General features: G+C 70.5%; 14 protein-coding genes. 10 read left to right on the top strand and 4 right to left on the bottom strand.

The features are described from left to right. Positions 1-114: 114 nt before the first annotated feature. Positions 115-909, top strand: coding sequence for a PepSY domain-containing protein (locus G6045_RS19420; protein ID WP_165333266.1), 795 nt, complete (start codon positions 115-117; stop codon positions 907-909). Positions 910-919: 10 nt separating this feature from the next. Here the strand turns inward: G6045_RS19420 and G6045_RS19415 are convergent, their stop codons facing one another. The 4 genes from G6045_RS19415 to G6045_RS19400 all read right to left on the bottom strand — a co-directional run bounded on the left by G6045_RS19415 (position 920) and on the right by G6045_RS19400 (position 11,135). Beyond that, positions 920-4,453: an ATP-binding protein gene (locus G6045_RS19415; protein ID WP_165333265.1), complete on the bottom strand. Its 3,534-nt coding sequence runs from the start codon at positions 4,451-4,453 to the stop codon at positions 920-922. Between the two features lie 92 nt (positions 4,454-4,545). Then, positions 4,546-7,449 carry an FG-GAP-like repeat-containing protein gene (locus G6045_RS19410; RefSeq protein ID WP_165333264.1) on the bottom strand — a complete coding sequence of 968 codons (2,904 nt, stop codon included), beginning with the start codon at positions 7,447-7,449 and terminating at the stop codon, positions 4,546-4,548. Continuing rightward, on the bottom strand, positions 7,449-9,989 hold the full coding sequence (locus tag G6045_RS19405) for a S8 family serine peptidase (RefSeq protein WP_165333263.1): 2,541 nt from the start codon (positions 9,987-9,989) through the stop codon (positions 7,449-7,451). The genes G6045_RS19410 and G6045_RS19405 overlap by 1 nt, the downstream gene beginning before the upstream one ends. Before the next feature lie 162 nt (positions 9,990-10,151). Then, positions 10,152-11,135 (bottom strand): PDR/VanB family oxidoreductase, encoded by a 984-nt coding sequence (locus G6045_RS19400; RefSeq protein ID WP_165333262.1) that lies wholly within the window; start codon positions 11,133-11,135, stop codon positions 10,152-10,154. Positions 11,136-11,468: 333 nt separating this feature from the next. Between G6045_RS19400 and G6045_RS19395 the strand changes: the two genes are divergently transcribed. From G6045_RS19395 to carB, 9 genes are all read left to right on the top strand, one after another. Then, on the top strand, positions 11,469-12,644 hold the full coding sequence (locus G6045_RS19395; protein ID WP_165333261.1) for a trans-sulfuration enzyme family protein: 1,176 nt from the start codon (positions 11,469-11,471) through the stop codon (positions 12,642-12,644). Positions 12,645-12,700: 56 nt separating this feature from the next. Continuing rightward, positions 12,701-13,735 (top strand): SGNH/GDSL hydrolase family protein, encoded by a 1,035-nt coding sequence (locus tag G6045_RS19390; RefSeq protein WP_165333260.1) that lies wholly within the window; start codon positions 12,701-12,703, stop codon positions 13,733-13,735. Between the two features lie 216 nt (positions 13,736-13,951). Next, on the top strand, positions 13,952-16,111 hold the full coding sequence (locus tag G6045_RS42190; protein ID WP_165333259.1) for an iron-containing redox enzyme family protein: 2,160 nt from the start codon (positions 13,952-13,954) through the stop codon (positions 16,109-16,111). 80 nt (positions 16,112-16,191) lie between these two features. After that, positions 16,192-18,030, top strand: a complete 1,839-nt coding sequence (locus tag G6045_RS19380) for a carbamoyltransferase family protein (protein ID WP_165333258.1) — start codon at positions 16,192-16,194, stop codon at positions 18,028-18,030. A gap of 80 nt (positions 18,031-18,110) precedes the next feature. Continuing rightward, positions 18,111-18,257 carry a hypothetical protein gene (locus G6045_RS19375; RefSeq protein ID WP_165333253.1) on the top strand — a complete coding sequence of 49 codons (147 nt, stop codon included), beginning with the start codon at positions 18,111-18,113 and terminating at the stop codon, positions 18,255-18,257. A 69-nt stretch (positions 18,258-18,326) separates the two neighbouring features. Then, positions 18,327-19,055, top strand: a complete 729-nt coding sequence (locus tag G6045_RS19370) for an AzlC family ABC transporter permease (RefSeq protein WP_165333257.1) — start codon at positions 18,327-18,329, stop codon at positions 19,053-19,055. Further along, positions 19,052-19,390, top strand: coding sequence for a branched-chain amino acid transporter permease (locus tag G6045_RS19365; RefSeq protein WP_165333256.1), 339 nt, complete (start codon positions 19,052-19,054; stop codon positions 19,388-19,390). The genes G6045_RS19370 and G6045_RS19365 overlap by 4 nt, the downstream gene beginning before the upstream one ends. 1 nt (position 19,391) lies before the next feature. Next, entirely contained in the window at positions 19,392-20,513 is a 1,122-nt protein-coding gene (carA, locus tag G6045_RS19360) for a glutamine-hydrolyzing carbamoyl-phosphate synthase small subunit (RefSeq protein WP_235968054.1), read from the top strand. After that, a partial coding sequence (gene carB / locus G6045_RS19355; RefSeq protein ID WP_165333254.1) for a carbamoyl-phosphate synthase large subunit occupies positions 20,506-22,405 on the top strand: 1,900 nt, incomplete at its 3' end. The genes carA and carB, both read left to right, overlap by 8 nt.

Raw genomic sequence — 22,405 nt, 5'->3', positions numbered from 1 at the left:
CCTGAAGAACCTTTCAGGTCGTTTCAGCTTCTCTTCAGCCTCGTCCAGGCACCTTTGGGTCATCGCAACGCACGACAGGCAGCACAGCCCCCCAGCCACGGAGGATCCGAGCTCATGAAGCGCAGCAACATCGTCATCGCAGGCGTCGCCGTCGCCACCCTCGTCGCGGGCGGCAGCGCCTACGCCTTCGCCACGGGTACGGAAGCGAGCACGTCCGGCGCCTCCTCGTCCTCGGCCGCTTCCTCCGACGGGAACGACGGCCGCGACGACGACCGCCGCGGCTCCCAGACCTCGACCGTCTCGAAGGGCTCCGGGTCCTCCGACTCCTCGGCGGCCGAGGCCTCCCGCCTCACCGCCGCCCAGGCGATCGACGCGGCCCTGAAGGCCCAGTCCGGTACGGCGGTCTCCGCGGACCTCGAGGACGACGACGACCGCGACTGGCAGGTCGACATCCTCGGCTCCGGCACCACCTGGTACGAGGTGAAGGTCGACGCCAAGACGGGCAAGGTCCTCGGCACCGAGACGGAGCGCGACGACGATGACAACGCCGAGGACGCCCGCGAGACCCGCGCGGCCCTGAAGGGCACGACGGTCTCCGCCAAGCAGGCGGCGGACATAGCCTCCGCCAAGGGCTTCGTCACCTCGGTCGACCTGGACGGTGACGACGACCGCGGCGCCGAGGCCTGGGACGTCGAGACCACGGACGACAAGGGCAAGGAGCGCGACTGGAACGTCGACACGAAGTCCTCCCGTATCACCGAGGACCGTGACGACCGCGATGACGCCGATGACCGGGCGGACGACCGTGATGACCGCGACGACCGCGATGACCGGGCGGACGACCACGACGACCACGACGACCGCAACGACGCCGATGACCGTGACGACCGCGACGGCCAGGACAACTGACGGAGCCTGATCACCCGGTGATCAGGATCTCCCGCGCCCACGCGACCCGCCGCACCCCCGCCGGATACGGCAGCACACCGGCCAGCGACTCGGCGCGCGCCAGCTCTCCGGCGCCCTCGCCGGGCCGCGCGGCCCGGTGCAAAGAGGCCCCGAGGGCGATGCGTGCCTCCACCTCGGCCAGCCGTTCCCCGGTGCGTTCGGCCCGGGACACCTCGGCGCGCGCGAGAGTGAGCGCCGACTCGGGCCGGCCCACGAGGAGTTCGGCCCATGCTGCTGATACGGGGGCGTCGTCCGTGTGCCCGTCCAGGGCGCTCAGGGCGTCGGCGGGGCGGTGGGCGCGCAGGGCGAGTTCGGCGCGTGCCGTGCGCACTTCGTGCTCGGCCTGCCGGTCGCCGAGCGTGGTGGCCACGGTCGCGGCGCGGTCCAGGAGGGCGGCCGCCCGCGCCGGTGCGTCAAGGCGCAGGCGTACCAGCGCCAGTGTCACGAGGGCGTACGGGAGGCACCACGCGTCGTAGGCCTCCGCACCGGCCACCGCCTGTTCGGCCAGGGCGCGGGCCGGTTCCGGTTCTTCGAGGAGCAGGTGCAGCTCCGCGAGGTTCGCCTGCTCGAAGGCGGCCGCGGTCGGATCACCGGAACGTTCGGCCAGGCCGAGCGCGCGGGTGCCGGTCTCGACCGCCTCCTGGAGGCGGCCGGCCCGCCGCGCGTTCTCGCGCAGGGTGGACAGGACCGAGCCGAGCAGCGTCGGATCCCCGTACGCCTCGGCCGGCGCGAGCGCTTGGTCGCCGGCCTCGCGCGCTTCGTCGAAGCGGCCGTTGAGCCCCAGGTTGACGGCCTGCATCGCGAACGCCTTGGCGGCGAGGCCCTGCCCCGGCGCACCGGGCACCTTCCCCGCGGCCGCGAGCGCCTGCCGGGCCGCCTCGGCGCCGTCCGTGTAGCGGCCCTGGACGCAGCGGATCACGGCCAGGGCGAGGAAGTGGCACGCGGCCGGTTCCGGCGCGGTGTCCGCGGTCACGGGGTGGTCGCGCAGGAGGCGGCGGCCGACGGCGGTGGCGTTCGACTTGCCGGATCCTGCGCCCGAGCCGCCTCCTGTGCCCAACCCGCCTCCCGAGCCCGAGCCGGGTCCTGTGCCCGAGCCCGAGCCGGGTCCTGTGCCCGAGCCCGAGCCGGGTCCTGTGCCCGAGCCCAAGCCGGGGCCTGCATCCGTGCCGGTGTCCGAGCCCGAGCCCGAGCCGGCTCCTGTGCCCGCCCCCGTCCCCGTGCCGCTCGTCTTGACCAGCGTCTCCGCGAGCACCGCCGCCGCCAGCACCGCGTCGTCGTGCGCCTGACGGCGTTCGAACTCCGCGAGGGCGAGACGCAGCGCCTCGGCCGCCTGCTCGAAGTGGCCCATTCTGCGCAGGACATGGGCGTGCGCGAGCCGGGCGCGGGCCGCGTCCACGTCGAGGCGGGCGACCAGGTCGCGGTAGTAGCGGTCGGCGGTGTCGTTGGCATAGAGGGCGGCGGCCCGTTCGGCCGCCCGGCGCAGATAGTCGGCCGCGCGCGGGTCGTCGGCGCGGGCGAAGTGGGCGGCCAGGGTGTCCACCGCGTCGGGCCTGCGCCGCTGCACGGTCTGCGCGAACGCACCGTGCAACTGCCGTCTGCGGACCGCCGAGAGGCCTTCGTAACAGGTGAGGCGGACGAGCGGATGGCGGAAGGCGAGCCCGGGCTCCTGCCGTCCCGAGACCACCACGGGCCGCTCCTCGATCAGCGCGGCACCGAGGGCCCGCTCGAGCGCCTCGGTCGCGGCGGCGCCCCGTACCGGCGGATGCAGTCCGTGCTCGGCGACGTCGAGCAGTTCGGAGGTGGCCGTCTTGGCGCCCGCCGCGGAGAGCGCCTCCACGATCCGCCGGGTGTCGTGGTCGAGCCGCGCGAGCCGCTCGGCCACCAACTGCCGTACGCCGTCGGGCGCCACGCCGCCGGCGGTGTCCAGCGGCCCCCTCGCCAGCTCAAGCGCGAACAGCGGATTCCCGAGCGACAGCTCCCACACCCGCTGGGCCTCCACGCCACCGCCCGCGTCGCGCGCCACCGCGAGACAGGCGTCCCGGCCGAGCCGGTGTACGGGCTCGACGCCGGCCAGCCGCTGGCGCACCAGGGCCGCCAGGTCCGCGCGGCGCGGATCGGTCTCCGGCAGTTCCTCCTCGCGATACGTGACGAGGAACCGCGCCCCGGGACCGCCGCCACCGCCGCGCCGCGCCAGATGGCTGAGCAGCTGGTACGAGCCGGTGTCGGCGGCGTGCAGATCATCGAGGACGAGCACCACGGGCTGCTGGGCGGCCAGTTCACCGAGCAGCCCGGCCGTCGCACGGAACAGCCGGTCGCGTTCCTCCTCGGGGCTGCGCTCGCCGACCGCCGGCACCTGACCCAACGAGGGCAGGAACGCGGCCAGTTCGGGGTACTCCGCGCCGACCCGCGCCCGTTCGGCCACGCTCCGCTCGGCCAGCCACCCGTCGAGCGCCTCCGCGAACACCCCGTACGGCGTGTGTCCCTCCGCGTCGTGCCCGGCGCCCCACAGGACCACGGTGCCCGCCGCGACCGCCCGGCGGGCCGCCTCGCCCGCGAGCCGGGTCTTGCCGACGCCCGCCTCGCCCGTGAGCAGCCGTACCGGTGGCCCTTCGTCGGCGAGCAGCCGGCTCAGCTCTGCGCCGCGGCCGTGCAGCGGCGTCGTACGGATGCCCCGCAGCGGGGCCGGCAGCGTGGGCCGGATCGCGGGCGAAAGCGCGGGCGGCGACGCGAGCGCCACGCGGTGCAGCCGCTCCGTCTCGGGACCGGGGCGCACCCCCAGCTCCGTGTCCAGCGCCTCGCGGCACAGGTGGTACTGGTGCACGGCCCGGCGGCGCAGGCCCTGCCGCACGTACGCGTCGATGAGCACCCGATGGGCCAGCTCCTCGGCGGGGCTGGTGGCGAGCACCTGCTCGGCGGCGCCGATCGCCTCGGCCGGGGAGCCCTGCGCCATATGCGCCGCGGCGAGCGCGAGCAGCACCTCCTCGCGCAGGGCGGCCAGCTGGTCACGGCGGGCACGGGCCCAGTTCGCGTACCGGTCCTCGGGCAGCAGCTCGCCGGTGAACTCGTCGAGGACCGCCCCGAGTTCGCCGATCCGCCCGGAGTCGAGCGCGGTGCGCGCCGCGTGCTCGATCCGGTCGGCGTCGATCTGCACGGTCGCCGGGTCGAGCCGGAGGAAGGCGCCGTCGGATATCAGGTACGAGGAGGCCGCGCGCGGGGTGAGTTCCGGTTCGAGCGCGCGGCGCGCGGCGTGCAGCGCGACCCGGAGGCTGCCGGTCGCGGACTGCTGGTCGGCCTCGGGCCAGCACAGCGCCATCGCCTGCTCGCGGTGCAGACGGTGGCCGGGCGTGACGGCGAGCAGCTTGACCAGGGCCTGGGCGCTGGGCCGCGGCCACCGTTCGGGAGCGGCCGGACCTTCTTCACGTATGGCGCGAAAGCCACCCATGAGGTGCAGACGCAGCACAGGAGCGGTGTCGCTGCTGCCCGTTGTCTGCCGTGCGTCGTCCATGAGGGCGCCAGGTTAACCGAGCGTGCCGAGGACCCCCTGGGGCGAGCCCAGGGGGTCCTGTCAGGCGGAGATCACGACAGCTCAGGCGGAGATCACGACAGCGTGAACGTCGTCATCTGGTGGATGGCGTTGTTCAGGGACAGCACCCCGCCGCCGAGGAGCTCGGCCGCCCGGTTGACGCCGAAGTCGTCGAAGTTGAGCGAGACCACGTCGTCGACCCCGTTCCCGTCGAGGTCGGCGGCGAGATACGTCCGGCCGCCCATCAGGGTGGCGCCTCCCCGGCTCGACTGGAAGGAGTCACCGGTGGTCAGCTGCGACGGGTCGAACGCGGCCACACCGGCCTCCGTGCCGCCGATCACCAGCTTGCGGCCGCCGGGCCCGGTGGCGAAGTCCGCGGTGCGCAGACTGGTGACCACCGAGCTGCGGGTGTCGATGCCGCCGGCACCGAAGCCGCGGAACGTGCCGAAGCTGATCGCGTACAGCGGTTCCTGCGCGGCCTCGCTCGCGTCGTCGATGAAGAAGTTGCCGTGCGACCAGGGGCCGCCGGTGGCGTCCTGGTGCAGCAGCTCACCGGTGCGGCCGTCGCGGATCTCGACGATGACCCTCGGGGCCGCGGTGCTCAGGTCGCCGGCGACGGTCGGGTCGGCCAGCACGATCCAGGTGTGGACGACGGCGTGCCCGTCCGCGTACGGAATCTTCGGCGAGGCGAAGGTCCCGTGGTCGAGGATCGCGCCGTGCAGCTTCCCGTCGGCGGCCCGCTCGGGCGCCTTGGGCTCGGCGTTCCACTCCACCTTGCCCGTGGCGCCGTCCAGGGCCGCGCCGCCCACGACCGCGTCGTCCGCGAAGAGCGCGTTCCCGGTCGTGTACTGCGTGTGCACCCGGCCGTCGGCGACCACCGTGTCCGAGAAGACGACATCGGTACGTTCGGTCGGCGCGGAGTACGTCCACAAGGCCGCGCCGCTCCCGTCGTAGACCCGCAGCGCGTCGGTCGGGACGAGGATCTCGTCCTTCCCGTCGCCGTTCACGTCGTCCACGGTCACCGAGCGGACGAACTCGCCCGCGCCGCCGATCGTGGTCCGCACCTTGCCGGTGGCGCCGTCCAGGACGACGGTGGCGGTGTCCGCGGCGACGACGACCTCGGGCTTGCCGTCTCCGTCGACGTCACCGGTCGCGATGTTCCGTACCGCGCCCGGCACTTGGGCCTTCCACAGCTGCTTCGGCCCGCCCGCGACGAGGGAGGGCCCCGACCAGGCCCACACTCCGTTCGACGTGCCGCCCGCGATGACGTCCGGCTTCTTGTCGCCGTTCAGGTCGGCGGTCTGCCCGTAGTTCAAGTCGCCTTGCAGCGCGGTGAGCTCCTTCTGCTTACCGGTGCCCAGGTTGTACGTGCGGATGTTCTGCGCCTGGTCGACGAGGCGTACGAAGTCGGCGCCGCCCGCCCGGTACACCTGGTGGTGCAACGGCGAGGCCCCCACGCCCTGTTGGCGCCAGATGACCTTGCCACTGCCGTTGAGCGCGGTGAGCGCACCGTAGACCCGGCCGCCCGGGTTCTCGGCCGTGGCGATGCCCCGGTCGTCCTGTGCCGAGGCGACGAGCCTGCCGCCCACGGCGTCCAGGTCCCAGAAGCTGGGGCCGCTGCCGGACGTGTTCCCGGCGTCCCGCTTGACGGTGTGCGTCCAGTCGACGGTCGCCCCGTCCTTGCCCTCGAGCACCCGGATCGTGGCGGCGTTCACGGACCCGTACGGCGTGAGTGTCGACTCGGCGACCGCGTACTCGGCGCCCGCGCTGTCGCTCACGTCGCCGACCGTCATGGCGGTGGCCAGCGCGTTGATCCTGGTGTCCAGGGTGGTGCGCGCGCCGCTCGCCAGGTCGTAGGCGACGAGCTCGTACTTCACCGCGTCCATGGTGTCGGCCTGCTCCAGGGCGACCACGCGGCCTCGCGCGGCGTCCAGGTGGAGCTGCCGGCCGTAAAGGTCGCTGCCCGTCGCCCACTTGACCGAACCGTCGGCGGTGTCGAGCACGAGCGTGGTGCCGTGCGCGGTGACGCCGCCGAACTTGCGCAGGTTCCAGGAGAGCGCGGCCTTGCCGCCGCCCACGTCCGCGAGAGCGCCCCAGGTGGCGATGCGCGCCTCGCCCGTGTCGTACGTCCAGGTCTTCGACGGGGTCAACTTGCCGTCGCCGTAACCGAATCGGATGCCGTGGACCTTGGCGGTCTCGGTCGCCGGCGCGCCCCCGTTGTTCAGGCGCGGGGCATCGGCGACGAGCAGCGTCCCGTCGACGATCTTCACCATCGAGGCATACGAATAGATCTTGGACCACAGCGTGTTGCCGGTCCTGCCGTCGAGCACCGTCACGAACGTGCCGGTGTAGAGGGAGGAGCCGGGCGAGCTGAACGGCCGGTACGGGGAGTCGCCGACGGACGCCGCGAACACGAGGTCCGGGATGCCGTCCCCGGTCAGGTCCCCGGTGTCGTAACCCTGGTCGGAGGAGGGCGCGAACGGGCTGACGGCGTTGTAGCCCATCAGGATCCGTGCCGGATACGGCTCCTGCTGCCAGGGACGCAGCGGCTTGACCTGCCAGTCCGCGTACAGCGAGGTGTTGGTGCGGGCCCACGCGGTGGAGCCGTCGGCCCGGTGCAGCTGGATGTTCCCCAGGCTGTGGACGGTGAAGTACTGGCCGCCGGCGGCCGGCACGGTGGCGCCGATGCCGCGTACGCCTTCGAGGGTGGACTTGGCGGTGAAGGTGACCGGACCGTCGGCCGCTTCGGACGTGGCTTCGCCGGCCGCGGTCTCGTCGTCGGCCACCGACGCGTCGCCGTACACATCGACACCGATGCGGTCGGCGAGCTTCTCTGCCTCGGCGCTCGTCAGCTTCATCACGGAGCTGTCGTCGCCCTCGGCGGCCAGGGCGTACGGCGCGGCGGTGAGGGTGAGGCCCGCCGCTATGAGCCCGGAGGCCAGGCGCAGACCGCGCCGTGAGGTGGGTGTTCCGGTCATCACTTGGCTCCCTGCATGATGCGGATCGCCGAACCGTTGCCGAGGACGGCCTGCTCGAACGAGTACTGGAGGGCGTCGGTACCGCTCTGGTCCTCGATGCCGACGGTGGCGCCCGAACCGGCGCCCGGCACGGACTGGTACTGGAAGGTCACGTCACCGGTGGCCTCGTCGAAGACCGCCTCGAAGGTGACGCGGCTGTTGTCGGACACGAGCAGGGCCTGGTTCCAGACGACCGCGAACTTGCGGCCGCCGGCCTTCCCGGTCGTGGCCGTCTGCACGCTGGACCTGCGGTCGAGGGTCAGGTCGTCCCAGAACGGGGCGACGATGCCGTTCGGCTCCTCGGCCGCGGGCAGCGCGGTGTTGATGTAGTCACCGAGGCGCGGCTGGAGGAAGTTGACCAGCCCGTTGGTGGTGACGGACGCGCTGGAGTACTCGACCCCGTACAGGCGGACGGGGAAGGGCAGTTGGAGCGTCTTCGCGTCCTCGTCCCCGCTCAGCGGGACGGCGGTGGCGCCCTTGATCCAGGAGTACGTGGCCGGGGTGCAGCTGTTGCCGTACCGGTCGGTGCGCGCGGGCAGCCGGACCGTACGGGTCTCGGCGCCGTCGACGGTCAGGGGCGTGCGCGCGATGCCGTTGCAGAGCACCGGCTCGGTGGGTGTCACGGTCAGCGTGTAGGCGCCCTCGGCGACCTTCGGCAGCGTGAACGTGCCGTCCGTGCCCGTGCGGACCGCGTCCACCGGGATCCCGGTGACCTCGACGGTCGCCTTCGCGAGGGGCTTGCCGGTCACGTCGAGCACGGTGCCGGTGACGGAGTGGCTCGCGACCGCGTCCAGGGCGATGTCCTGCACCAGCGGCTGCCCGGCGGTCAGTTCGACCCCGGTCAGCTGCTTGGGGGCGTATCCGTAACCGCTGAGCGCGAAGTCGTACGTGCCCGGGTCCATCGGCACCCGGTACGAACCGTCGGAGCCGGTGCTGACGATGCGGGTGCCGGTCGTGGCACCGGTGACCTTGACGTCGATGCCGGGCAGGGCGGCGCCGGTCGCCTTGTCGGTGACCTTGCCGGACACGGTGACGGCGGTGTGCGGGGCCTTGTCGACGGAGGCGAGGATGTCGAGCTTGCCCTCGCCCCAGACGTTGTTGGCCTCGGCGGTGCCGCCGCAGTGGGTGTCGTCCACGTTGCGCGCGCCCTGGTTCAGGAAGGCGCGGGTGGCATCGATGTCACCGATCAGCGAAGGGGCCGACGACCACAGCAGGGCGGTGGCGCCGGCGACGTGCGGGGTCGCCATCGACGTACCGTTGATGGTGTTGTACGCCGAACCGGGCCAGGTGGAACGGATGTCGACACCGGGCGCGGCGATGTTCGGCTTCATCGAGCCGTCGACCCGGGACGGACCGAACCCGGAGAAGTTCGCGATCTTCCCGCTGCTGTCGTAGGCGCCGACACCGTAGGAGGGCGCCTGCGATCCCGGGGCCTCACTGGTGGAGCAGGTCGTGCCGTTGCCCTTGTTGCCCGCGGCGAACGCCTCGAAGATCCCGGCGGCGTTCCAGGCCTCGACGATGTCCTGGTAGAAGGTCGTGTGACCGCCGCCCCAGGAGTTGTTGACGATGTTCGGCGCCAGCTCGGGCTTCGGGTTCAGCCCGTTGCTGTCGGTCGGCGCCAGGATCCACTGACCGGCCGCGAGCAGCGAGGTGTCGGAACAGCTGCTCGACTCGCACCCCTTGGCGGCGATCCACTTGGCCCCCGGCGCGACACCGATGCCGTTCGCGCCGACCATCGTGCCCATGGTGTGCGTGCCGTGCCCGTTGTTGTCGCAGGGGACACCGCTCGTGGGGCACTGCCCACTCGGGTCGTACCAGTTGTAGTCGTGCGCGAAGGTGCCGTCGCCCTTGTTGCCGCGGTAGTTGGCGACCAGATCCGGGTGGTCGAACTGCACACCGGAGTCGACGTTCGCGATGACGATGCCCTCACCGCGGTTGTCGTACTGCTCCCACACCTGATCGGCCTTGACGTCGGCGATGCCCCACTCGGGCGCGGCGTCCTCGGCCGCCGCGACGGTGTCGGCGGGCCCGGCCTGCTCGATCTCGTCGAGCTCGTACCGCCGCTCCTTGACGAGCCCGGCGACATCGGACCGCGCGGCGAGCTTCGCCACGAGCTCCGCGTCGCCCTCGACCCGTACGACATCGGCGATCCAGAAGTCCTGGTGCCCCACCTTCTCCTTGTCGAGAAAGGCGGTCAGGGACCGCTGGTTGTCCCGTGCGTGCTCGCGCAGCGCGCCGTACGCGGCCTTCGCCCGCGCGCCGTGGGACTTCTCGCCGCGGGCGGCGGACAGATCGGCCTGATCATCGAGTACGACGAAGAAGGCGGCCTCGCCGCCGTCCTCCACGGCGCCCGCCAGCGCGGCGTCGACCTTGGGGCCCTCCACGGGCCGCGCGTCGTCGGCCAGGGCGGGCAGGGGGCTGAACAACAGGGCGGCCGCCGACGACAGCGAGACCGCCGTCCAGGTGGCACGACTGCGCCAGGACGGTCTTGGCAGGTGCATTGAGGCGCTCCTCCAGGGACGGTACGGGGGAGCCCGGACGCTAAAGAGCGCTTGTTACTCGGGCATTACCGGACCTGGGGGAGGGACCTGAGGAGGCTGGGGACCCGCAGCCGAACGCCTCCCGAACGCCTCCCGAACGCCTCCCGAGCCCCTCCCGAACGCCTACAGATCCAGCGCGAGACGAGGCGTCACCGAGCGCCCCACGCAGATCATCATCGTGCTGCCCGCCGCACGCTCGGCATCGCTCAGGAGCATGTCCCGGTGGTCAGGCGTCCCGTCGAGCACCTTGGTCTCGCAGGTGCCGCACATGCCCTCCTCGCAGGAGAACGGCACACCCGGCACCGCCTCGCGCACCACGTCGAGCAGGGTCCGGTCGACGGGAACGCGCAGGCTGACGCCCGTGCGCCGCAGCTCCACCTCGAACGCGCCGCCGGTGACCGGGCCTTCCTCGGCGGGGGCCCTGAACCTTTCCGTGTGCAGGGCCCCCGACGGCAGTCGGCGCTCGGCGGAGGTCTGCACCGCCTGCAACAGCCCCTCGGGGCCGCAGCAGTAGACGGCCGCCGACGCGGGCAGATCGGCAAGCAGCCGGTCCGGATCGGGCAGCCCGTGGGTGTCCTGCGGCCACAGGGTCACCTCGCCCCCGGGCAGGGCGGCGAGTTCGTCCCGGAAGGCCATGCTGCTCAGCGACCGGCCCCCGTACAGGAGCGACCAGCGCGGAGCGGCCGGATCGGCGGCGAGCTGCCGCAGCATGGGGAGCAGCGGAGTGATGCCGATACCGCCCGCGAGGAACAGGTACGCGGGGGCCGACACCAGCGGGAAGTGGTTGCGCGGTCCGCGCACGCTCACGTCCTGTCCCACGACGCCCACTCGGTGCAGCTCGGCCGACCCGCCCCGGCTGTCCGGGGTCAGCAGCACCGCGATCCGGTACGCGCCGCGGTCCCGCGGGCTGCCGCACAGCGAGTACGAGCGGACCAGGCCCGACGGCAGGACGACATCGACATGCGCACCCGGTTCCCAGGCGGGCAGCGGTGCGCCGGCCGGGTCCGCCAGCGTGAGCGCCAGGACTCCTTCGGCCTCCCTGCGGGCGTCGACCACCACCAACTGCCGTATCGGAGCGTGGTCGTTCAGCGGTACGGGGTTGTTCATCGGCCTGCGGCCCTCCTCGGCATACGGATGCGACGGGCGGCCATCCTGCACCGCGCGGCCGGGCGGTGTCCCGCGTGGCGTGCGGCATGGATGTGCACCGGCACGGAGGTGCCAAGCACCCCCTGTGAGCTGGTGTTTTCGGAGATCCGGGGGTCATCGGTGGCACACCTGTGCCGGGCCTGTTCATGGCACCCGATGACCGGTGACAAGCCCTTCGCGGCAGGTGAGTCTGGATCACGTCGCCACCGAGCAACACCGATCCACACCCAGCAACACCGACTCACACCGCCCCGGCCGCTTGGAGCCAGGGGCCGTATCCGCGAGAGGGAAGCCGTGCCGAACCAGCTGCACCCGGAGACCCGGGCGATCCACGTAGGGGTCCCGGATCTAGGCGGAGCGCGCCCGCTGAACACGCCGCTCTACCAGACCGCCAACTTCGGCTACGACAACCCGGAGGAACTGGCCGAGGCCATCAACCGCCCCGAGTCGTTCGCCTACCTCCGCAACTCCAACCCCACGGTGCGGACCCTGGAGGACGCGCTCTCCGCCCTGGAGGGCGCGGCGGCCAGCCTCGCCACCTCCAGCGGCATGGGCGCCATCCACACCGTGCTGCACACGCTGCTCGGCAGCGGCGACCACATCATCGTCCAGAAGCACCTCTACGGCGGCACGTTCGCCCTCCTGAAGGATCTCGCCGCCCGCTACGGCGTCGAGGTCACCTATGTCGACGGCCGGGACCCCGCCGAGGTCACCGCGGCCCTGCGGCCCTCGACCAAGGTGCTCTACCTGGAGACGCTCTCCAACCCCACCGCGCAGGTCACCGATCTGCCGGCGTTCTTCGCCGCGGGCCGGGCCGCCGGGCTGGTCGGCATCGTCGACAACACCTTTGCCTCGCCGCTCGGTTGCCGCCCGCTGTCGATGGGCGCGGACGTGGTGATCCACTCCTCCACCAAGTACCTGTCGGGCCACTGCGACGTGCTCGGCGGCATCGCCTCCTTCGCCGACGCCGACCTGCACCGCAAGGTGTGGTCGCGCTCCCTGGAGACCGGCACGATCGCCGACCCGTTCGCCGCCTGGCTGACCCTGCGCGGTCTCGCCACCCTGGGGCTGCGGATGCAGCGCCACCACGAGAACGCCGACGGGCTCGCGCACTTCCTCTCCCGGCACCTGGGCGTGGAGAAGGTGCACTGGCCGGGACTGCCCGACCACCCCGCCTTCGAGCTGGCGAAGCGCCTGCTGCCGAACGGCTACGGCGGGGTCCTCGCCATCGACGTGGCCGGCGGCCGCAAGGAGACGCTGGAGTTCACCCGGCGCCTGCGGCTCGTCGACCGCGCGGTCTCCCTCGGCGGTTTCAAGACGCTCGTCCAGCAGCCGTCCGCCACCTCGCACCGCTCCATGGACGCCGACGGGCTGCGCGCCATCGGCATCACGGAGGGAACGGTCCGTATCGCCGTCGGTCTCGAGCACCTGGACGACCTGACGGCCGACTTTGCCCAGGCACTGGGCTGACCGGCAGCGTTCCCCCCTCCCTCAACTCACCTTTCCTCAGCAGGAGTTACCGACCCATGTCCCACCGCGCCACGCTCACCCCGCAGATGCTGCAGTACGCCGAGAAGTTCGACGACCGCGGAGACATCCGCTGGATGCCGTATCTGATGTACTTCCACGCCGCCGGCCACCGCTCCGACGTGGTCAACACCGACCGGCTCGGCTTCCGCGTCTCCGAGGGCCCGGACGGGCAGAAGGCCTCGGTCGGCGGCCCGGGGCCCGACGGTCCGGTACGGCTGCTCGCGGGCAGCTCCACGGCCTTCGGCATCGGCGCGAGCACCGACGGCGACACGCTGTCCTCGTACCTGTGGAGCAAGCACGCGCCGTCGCTGCCCTGGCTCAACTTCGGCGGACGCAGCCACAACTCGACCCAGGAACTGCTGCTCTTCACCCTCTACCGGCATCTGCTGCCGCAGGTCGACGAGATCGTGCTGTTCTCCGGCTTCAACAACCTGGGCCTGAGCCGGCTGCCCGCCTCGGTGCGCGGCGACAGCGGTGCCTTCTTCAACTGCAATGACTTCTCGGGGCAGATGGAGGAGCTCCGCGCCCGCAACCGCAAGGCGTCGGCAGGCCGTGGCCTGTTCGGCGGCCGCAAGAAGGAAGCCGCAGAGCCCGCCGGGCAGGACCTGCGGGTGCCCGAGCTCGCCGAGCAGATCGACCTCGCCTCCGAGCTGACCCTGCGCCACCTCGACTCCTGGCGGCTGCTCGCCGAAGGCATGGGCGCGAAGCTGACCTTCGTCCTGCAGCCGCTGGCCACCTGGGTCCGTGAGACACCCGCACCGCAGGAGAAGCTGATCTTCGACGAGCTCGACCAGATCTCGAACTTCGGCGAGGTGTACGGCGACATCTCGTCCATGTCCGCCCGCGAGACCTACTCCAAGGAACTCCAGGCCGGCTGCGAGCGCATGGGCGTGCGCTACCTCGACATCAACCCGGTCATCGCCGACGCGATCGGCAAGGACGACTGGCTGTTCGTCGACCGCATCCACTTCACCGACGAGGGCCACGACCTGGTCGCGGGCCTGCTCGCCAAGGAGCTCGAGCTCTCCTGACCGGCGCCGCCCGCTGATCCCCGTATCGCATCCGAACTCCCCGAAAGGCACGGCCCGATGACCGTCCTGCGCAACCTGATCAACAAGCTGCTCGGCCGCAAGCCGAAGCCGAAGAACGACGCCTCCATCTACCCGATGTTCTGAGCGGACCCCGCTCCCCGTCCCCATCCACCACCAGCGCCCGTCCCCCGCTGGAGAACCGGAAAGAGGCTTGAAGTGTCAGCGCCCACCGTCGCTGCAGCACCGTCCCGCGCCACCCGTACACCGTCCACCGCCGCCGAAGCAGCACGCACCGTCTACGGAAAGGTGGTCGACCCCGAAGCCGCACTTCCCGCGGGCCGGCTCCTGACCGAGATACGCACCGAGCTCGAAGGCTCCCTGGATCCCGACGGAGGACTGGACGCACTGCGGCGGCGGGCCGCCGACTGGTCGGCGGCGGAGACCCTGCAGTACCAGGAGCTGCGCGAAGGGCTCGCCCCGGACACCCGGGAGGTCCTGGTCCGGCGCACCGCGCTGGCCTGCGCGCCGCTGTCCCTGATGTCCGGCGCCTGGTTGCAGTGGCTGAGCTCGCCCGGCAACGGGGACGACCCCGCGGTCCTCGCCGTCCTCGCCCTGTACGCCGCCGACCTGGGCGTCGGCGCCCCGCGTGCCTCGCGCGGCGACGCCTATCTGCCGGTCCTGCGGCAGCTCGACATCTCCGAGAACGCGGTGCCCGCCCGCCGGCTGACCGCGGACCAGCGCATCGACGACGGCCACTTCCGGCTGGCTGCCCTGCTGCTCGCGATGAGCCGCCGCCCCGACGACTTCCTGCCGGAGATCCTCGGCGCCGACCTGTGTCTGCGGTCCGTGGGCCTGCTGCCCGCGCTCACTCTCGTACGGGCAGAACGGCCGACCATCACGCGCTGGGACGTCGTCGACCCGGCGACCGCCCGGGGCGAGGGCCGCACCGGAACGGACCTCGCGCAGAGCGCGGTCGAGGCCGTCATCGCCCGCGACGGTGAGGAGGCCAGGACCCGGATCAGCACCGGTTTCCGCTGGGCGCTCGCCGCCCTGCGGGAGTGGAGCGGGCGGCTGCACACCGAGCTCACCGAGGCCTGCGACCCGGTCTTCGAGATGGCCGAGCTGATGCGCCTGCGGGCCCGCGAGGGCTCGGTCTACCACCACGACTACGCCCTGGAGGGGCGGCAGTTGTCGGACTGGCTCAAGGAGTGCCAGACCGATCCGCGGCCCATGCTCGCGGCCCTGTCCCGCAGCCGTCTCGTCCGCCCGGGCGCCCCCGGGCAGAGCATGCTGGTGACCGGGCTCGTAGGGGAGAAGGGCCGGATGTTCCGGGTGTTCTCGCCCGAGGACCTCGGCGTCGTACGCCGCTGGATCGGCTCCCTGTCAGGACCGGCCGAAGGCACCCCCGAGGCCGGCGCCCCGCTCGCCCCCGCCCGTCCGCTCGCCCTGAGCGCCTGGCGTCCCGAGGACGGCGGCACACCGCCCGCCGACGTCCGCGAGGCCTACCACCTGCTCCTCAACCGCACGGACACTCCCGCCGTACGCGCCTATGCCCGCGAGTACGTGCACGGCTGGCTCGGCCGCTCGCGCCACGGCATCGACGACTCCTCCATGGCGCTGCCCGAACAGTGGACCCCGCAGGGTCTGCGCCCCTGGCTCGTGGACATGCACGACCAGCACAGCGAGGCCTTCGAGCAGGGCGCCGAGCAGGAACTGCCCAGCCGCGACGAGCTCATCGACTCCACCGTCCAGCTCGCCCCGCTCACGTTGATCGACGGCGCCTGGATCAAGGGCTTCACCGATTACGAGCACGCCTCGTCGGAGATCGGCCACTCGCTCTTCGACACGTACTGGGACGAGCTCGGCAACGGCCAGGCGGACCTGAACCACCCGCTCATCTACCGCGAGGTCCTGATCGAGATGGGCTTCGATCTGCCGCCGACCGCCTCCCGCGCGTTCGCCGCGTACGACGGCTTCCGCGACGGCTCCTTCGAGCTGCCGGTGTACTGGCTCAGCATCGGCCGCTTCCCGCAGACCTTCATGCCGGAGGTGCTCGGCCTGAACCTGGCGATGGAGCTGTCCGGCGTGGGCGGCACCTACCGCAGGGCGCGCCTGGCCCTGAAGAAGTACGGATTCAGCACCCGCTTCGTCGACATCCACAACACCGTGGACAACGTCGCGACCGGCCACTCGGCCTGGGCCGCGGACGCCATCGACACCTATCTCTCCTCGATCACCGCCTCGCAGGGCGCCGGCGCACTCGACGCCGCATGGCAGCGCGTCCGCACCGGCTACCGCTCGCTCAACCCGCCGTCGGGCTTCCGCGCCCGTCAGGCCGGACGCCGGGCCGCGCGCGACGCGGTCAAGGGCCGCTGAGACCGCCCCGCGACGCGGTCAAGGGCCGCTGAGACCGCCTCCCCTTTCCCGAAAAGCTTGCACAACCCAGGAGTTCACCCATGTCCGATCTGGTCCTTGGCCTGTCCGCCTACTACCACGACAGCGCGGCCGCCCTGGTGGCCGACGGCGTCCCCGTGGCCGCGGCCCAGGAAGAGCGCTTCAGCCGTATCCGGCACGACTCGGCCTTCCCCGCGCTCGCCATCAAGTACTGCCTCGAAGAGGCCGGCGTCACGCTCGACGACGTGTCCGCCGTCGCCTACTACGAGGACCCGAAACTCAAGTACGAGCGCGTCAAGACCACCTTCGCGGGTGCTGCCCCGGCCGGCTTCGCCTCCTTCCGCGACACCCTGCCCGAGTGGCTGAAGTGGAAGCGCGACACCATCGACGTGGTCCGCCGCGAGCTCGCGGACCTGGGCCTCGGCCGCGTCCCCGAGCTGCACGTGCGCCGCCACCACGAGACGCACGCCGCCTCGGCCTTCTACCCCAGCCCGTACGAGTCGGCCGCCGTGCTCTGCATCGACGGCGTCGGCGAATGGGCCACCACCACGCTCTGGCACGGTCGCGGTACGCAGCTGGACGCGGTCTCCGAGATCCGCTTCCCGCACTCGCTCGGCCTGCTGTACTCGGCGTTCACGTACTTCTGCGGCTTCAAGGTGGACTCCGGCGAGTACAAGCTGATGGGCCTCGCGCCCTACGGCAAGCCGCGCTACGCCGACCTGATCCGCGAGAAGCTCATCGACGTCAAGTCCGACGGCTCCTTCCGGCTCGACATGAAGTACTTCGAGTACCTGCGCGGCCAGGTCATGACGGGCCGCGGCTTCGAGGAGCTCTTCGACGGCCCCCGCCGGCTGCCCGAAAGCCCGCTCACGGAGCGGGAGTTCGACCTCGCGGCCTCCGTGCAGAAGGTCACCGAGGACGTGGTGCTGCTGCTCGCGCAGCACGCCCGCGAGATCACCGGCGAACGCCACCTGGTCATGGCCGGCGGCGTGGCGCTCAACTGCGTGTCCAACGGCAAGGTCATCAACGCCGGCATCTTCGACGAGGTGTGGGTCCAGCCCGCGGCCGGTGACGCCGGCGGTGCGCTCGGAGCGGCGCTCGCCGTCGCCTCGGACCGCGGCGCGCGGCGCACCCACCTGGGCAACGGGACCGACGGCATGTCCGGCTCCCTGCTCGGCCCGGAGTTCGACGACGAGGAGATCGCCGCCTACCTGGACGGCGAGAACATCCCGTATACGCGTCTGACGCAGGAGGAACTCGCCCGCGAGGTGGCCGCCGAACTGGGCCAGGGCAAGATCGCGGGCTGGTTCCAGGGGCGGATGGAGTTCGGGCCGCGTGCGCTCGGTGCCCGCTCGATCATCGGTGACCCGCGTGACCCGGTGATGCAGTCCACGATGAACCTCAAGATCAAGTTCCGGGAGTCGTTCCGTCCGTTCGCGCCCTCGGTGCTCGCCGAGGACGCGAAGGACTACTTCGAACTCCACCAGGAGAGCCCGTACATGCTGGTGGTCACCGGCGTCTCGCCCGCCCAGCGGATCGAGCACGAGGACGGGGACGGCGGCGCGAGCGGACTCGACCTGCTCAAGGTGCAGCGCTCCACGATCCCGGCGGTCACGCACGTCGACCACTCGGCCCGGGTGCAGACCGTCACCGCCGAGCGCAACGCCCCGTACCACCGCCTGCTCACCGCGTTCAAGGAGCAGACCGGCTGCCCGGTCCTGGTCAACACCTCCTTCAACGTGCGGGGAGAGCCGATCGTGGCCAGCCCCGCCGAGGCGTACGCGTGCTTCATGCGGACCAACATCGATCTCCTGGCCGTCGGCAACTTCCTGCTGCGCAAGGAGGACCAGCCGCAGTGGCAGGAGGAGACCGACTGGCGCGACGAGATCCCGCTCGACTGAACCCTGCTGCGCATCTCATTCAACCGACCCAACCGACCCAACCGGCCCAACCAACCGATATCCGAAGGGAATTGAAAGCCATGCGAGCCGTACTCCTGGCCGTCGTCTACTACCTGGTCGTCACCCCGATCGGCCTCCTTGCCCGGGCCACCCGTGACCCGCTCACCCGCAGCTGGGATCCCAAGGCCGAGTCTTACTGGGTGACACCCGCGCCCCGAGGCGTCTGACCTCCCACTACCGTGCCCACCCCGGCCGACCGGGACACGACCGCGATCACGAGTCACGCAGGAGCCAGCATGCACACCACGCCACCCCCACAAGAACGGACGGCCGACCGACACAGCGAGTCGGGTACGTCGGAAGCCGTCCGGCTCACCATTCCCGTGGCCATGGCCTACATCCCGCTGGGGGTGGCGTTCGGAGTGCTGCTCACCGCGAGCGGAATCTCCTGGTACTGGGCTCCGATATCCACGCTCCTGATCTACGCGGGCTCCATCGAATTCCTCGCCGTCGGATTCATGGTGGCCGGACTCCCGCTCTATCAGGTCGCGTTCACCTCGCTGATCGTGAACTTCCGCCATATCTTCTACGGACTGTCGTTCCCGATCGACCGCCTTCGCGGCAGAGCACAGAAGACCTACGGCGTCTTCGCCCTGACCGACGAGACCTACGGCATCACCTCGGCCGGCCCCGGAATGCATCTCAACGGCCGCCAGATCACGATCCTCCAAGTCGTCAGCCACGTCTGGTGGGTGCTCGGCGCCGTGCTCGGTGCGCTGATCGGCCAGGTCATCCCGGAGAGCGTCAAGGGCTTCGAGTTCGCGCTCACCACCATGTTCCTGACCCTCGCGGTCAACGCGGTGCGCACCAGCCGCAGCGCCCGCCTGGTCTTCCTCGCGCTGGGCGCCGGAGTCATCGGCTACTTCGTGGACCAGTACGTGATCGAGGAGTCCTTCCTGATCGTGAGCCTGCTCCTCTACATGGTGGCCATCAGCTGGATGTACCAGAAGGAGAAGAAGGCATGATTTCCGACCTGCACGCATTCGCCGTCATCGCCGTCATCTCCGTGGTGACCATCGCCTTGCGCGTGGCCCCCTTCTTCGTCCTCGGAAAGCCGGACTCGGACAGCCAAGTGAACGGCTATCTCCGGTACATAGGCGAGAAGATGCCGACCGGCGTGATGGTTCTCCTGGTGGCCTACACCATCAAGGACCTGAACGTCACCGTCTATCCCTATGGGCTGCCGACACTCGTCTCCCTGGTCGTCGCGGCCGTCCTCTACTGGAAGACGGACAACTCGCTGCTCTCCATCGGCGGTGGCGTGGCCCTCTACATGACGCTCGTCAATGGGGTGGTCTGAGATGAGCGGTTCGACTGCTGTTCTCGTCCTGGAGGACGGGCGGGTTTTCCGCGGCCGTTCCTACGGGGCCGTGGGGGAGACCTTCGGTGAGGCGGTGTTCTCCACCGGCATGACCGGCTATCAGGAGACCCTGACCGATCCCTCGTATCACCGGCAGGTCGTGGTGATGACGGCTCCGCATGTGGGCAACACCGGTGTCAATGACGAGGATCCGGAGTCCTCGCGGATCTGGGTCGCGGGGTATGTCGTACGTGACCCTGCGCGCCGCCCGTCGAACTGGCGCTCTCGGCGTTCGCTGGACGAGGAGTTGGTGGGTCAGGGCGTCGTCGGGATCTCCGGTGTGGACACCCGGGCGCTGACCCGGCATCTGCGGGAGCGGGGTGCGATGCGGGTCGGGATCTTCTCGGGCGAGAAGGTCGCGGATGATGCGGCGCTGCTGGCGCGGGTGAAGGAGGCGCCGCAGATGAAGGGCGCGAACCTGTCGGCCGAGGTGGCGACGAAGGAGGCGTACGTCGTCCCCGCGATCGGCACGAAGAAGTTCACGGTGGCGGCTGTGGACCTGGGCATCAAGGGGATGACGCCGCATCGGATGGCTGAGCGGGGTATCGAGGTGCATGTGCTGCCGGCGACCGCGTCGGTTGAGGATGTGTACGCAGTCAACCCGGACGGGGTGTTCTTCTCCAATGGTCCGGGTGATCCGGCTACGGCTGATGGTCCGGTTGCTGTGATGCAGGCGGTGTTGGAGCGCAGGACGCCCCTGTTCGGCATCTGCTTCGGCAACCAGATCCTGGGCCGCGCGCTCGGCTTCGGTACGTACAAGCTCAAGTACGGGCATCGTGGCATCAATCAGCCGGTGCAGGACCGTACGACCGGGAAGGTCGAGGTCACTGCGCACAACCACGGGTTTGCTGTGGACGCGCCGCTCGACCGTGTCTCGGAGACTCCCTTCGGGCGGGCCGAGGTCTCCCACGTATGTCTCAACGACCAGGTGGTGGAGGGGCTTCAGCTGCTCGACCGGCCGGCGTTCTCCGTCCAGTACCACCCTGAGGCGGCTGCGGGTCCGCATGACGCCGCCTACCTGTTCGACCGTTTTGTTTCTCTGATGGAGGCCGAGCGTGCCTAAGCGCACCGATATCCAGTCCGTCCTGGTCATCGGCTCCGGCCCGATCGTGATCGGTCAGGCCGCGGAGTTCGACTATTCCGGGACTCAGGCCTGCCGGGTGCTGAAGGCCGAGGGTCTGCGGGTGATCCTGGTCAACTCGAACCCGGCCACGATCATGACCGATCCGGAGATCGCCGACGCCACGTATGTCGAGCCGATCACCCCGGAGTTCGTCGAAAAGATCATTGAGAAAGAGCGCCCCGACGCACTGCTCCCGACGCTGGGCGGCCAGACCGCCCTGAACACTGCCATCTCACTCCACAACAACGGGGTGTTGGAGAAGTACGGCGTCGAGCTGATCGGCGCCAACGTCGAAGCCATCAACAAGGGCGAGGACCGCGACCTGTTCAAGGAGGTCGTGGAGGAGGTCCGGCGCAAGACCGGCCATGGCGAGTCCGCCCGCTCGGTCATCTGCCACTCCATGGATGAGGTCATCGCGGGTGTGGACTCCCTTGGCGGCTACCCCGTCGTCGTGCGCCCGTCCTTCACGATGGGTGGTGCCGGTTCCGGTTTCGCGCATGACGAGGAGGAGTTGCGGCGGATCGCCGGTCAGGGTCTGACGCTGTCGCCGACCACTGAGGTGCTCCTGGAGGAGTCGATCCTCGGTTGGAAGGAGTACGAGCTGGAGTTGATGCGCGACAAGAACGACAACGTCGTGGTCGTCTGCTCCATCGAGAACTTCGACCCGATGGGCGTGCACACCGGTGACTCGATCACCGTCGCGCCGGCGATGACGCTCACCGACCGTGAGTATCAGCGGCTGCGGGACGTCGGTATCGCGATCATCCGCGAGGTGGGTGTCGACACGGGTGGCTGCAACATCCAGTTCGCGATCGATCCGGTCGACGGCCGGGTGATTGTGATCGAGATGAACCCGCGTGTGTCGCGGTCGTCCGCGCTGGCGTCGAAGGCGACCGGTTTCCCGATCGCGAAGATCGCGGCGAAGCTGGCGGTCGGTTACACGCTGGACGAGATCCCGAACGACATCACCGAGAAGACTCCGGCGTCCTTCGAGCCGACGCTCGACTACGTCGTGGTCAAGGCTCCGCGGTTCGCGTTCGAGAAGTTCCCCTCCGCCGACTCGACCCTCACCACGACCATGAAGTCCGTGGGCGAGGCGATGGCGATCGGCCGGAACTTCACCGAAGCGCTGCAGAAGGCCCTGCGCTCCCTGGAGAAGAAGGGCAGCCAGTTCACGTTCGTCGGTGAACTCGGGGACAAGAACGCTCTGTTGGCGGAGGCCGCCCGTCCCACGGACGGCCGGATCAACACTGTCATGGAGGCGATCCGCGCCGGTGCCACGCAGGAGGAGATCTTCGCGTCGACGAAGATCGACCCTTGGTTCGTGGACCAGCTCTTCCTCATCAAGGAGATCGCCGACGAGCTGGCCGAGGCACCGGAGCTGACGCGTGAGGTGCTGGCCCAGGCGAAGAGGCATGGCTTCTCGGACGTGCAGATCGCCGAGATCCGTGGCCTGCGCGAAGAGATAGTCCGGGAGGTGCGATACGCCCTCGATCTGCGTCCGGTCTACAAGACGGTGGATACCTGCGCGGCCGAGTTCGCTGCGAAGACGCCGTACTTCTACTCCTCGTATGACGAGGAGAGCGAGGTCGCCCCGCGTACCAAGCCGGCGGTGATCATCCTGGGTTCGGGTCCGAACCGGATCGGTCAGGGTATCGAGTTCGACTACTCCTGTGTGCATGCCTCGTTCGCGCTCAGCGATGCGGGCTACGAGACGGTGATGGTCAACTGCAACCCGGAGACCGTCTCCACCGACTACGACACCTCCGACCGCCTGTACTTCGAGCCGCTCACCCTCGAGGACGTGCTGGAGATCGTGCACGCCGAGCAGC

Source organism: Streptomyces mesophilus (assembly GCF_011044995.1).
Taxonomy (GTDB): Bacteria; Actinomycetota; Actinomycetes; order Streptomycetales; family Streptomycetaceae; genus Streptomyces; species Streptomyces mesophilus.
Note: the sequence above shows the minus strand (reverse complement) of the source record. Positions and strands in the feature narration are given on the sequence as shown.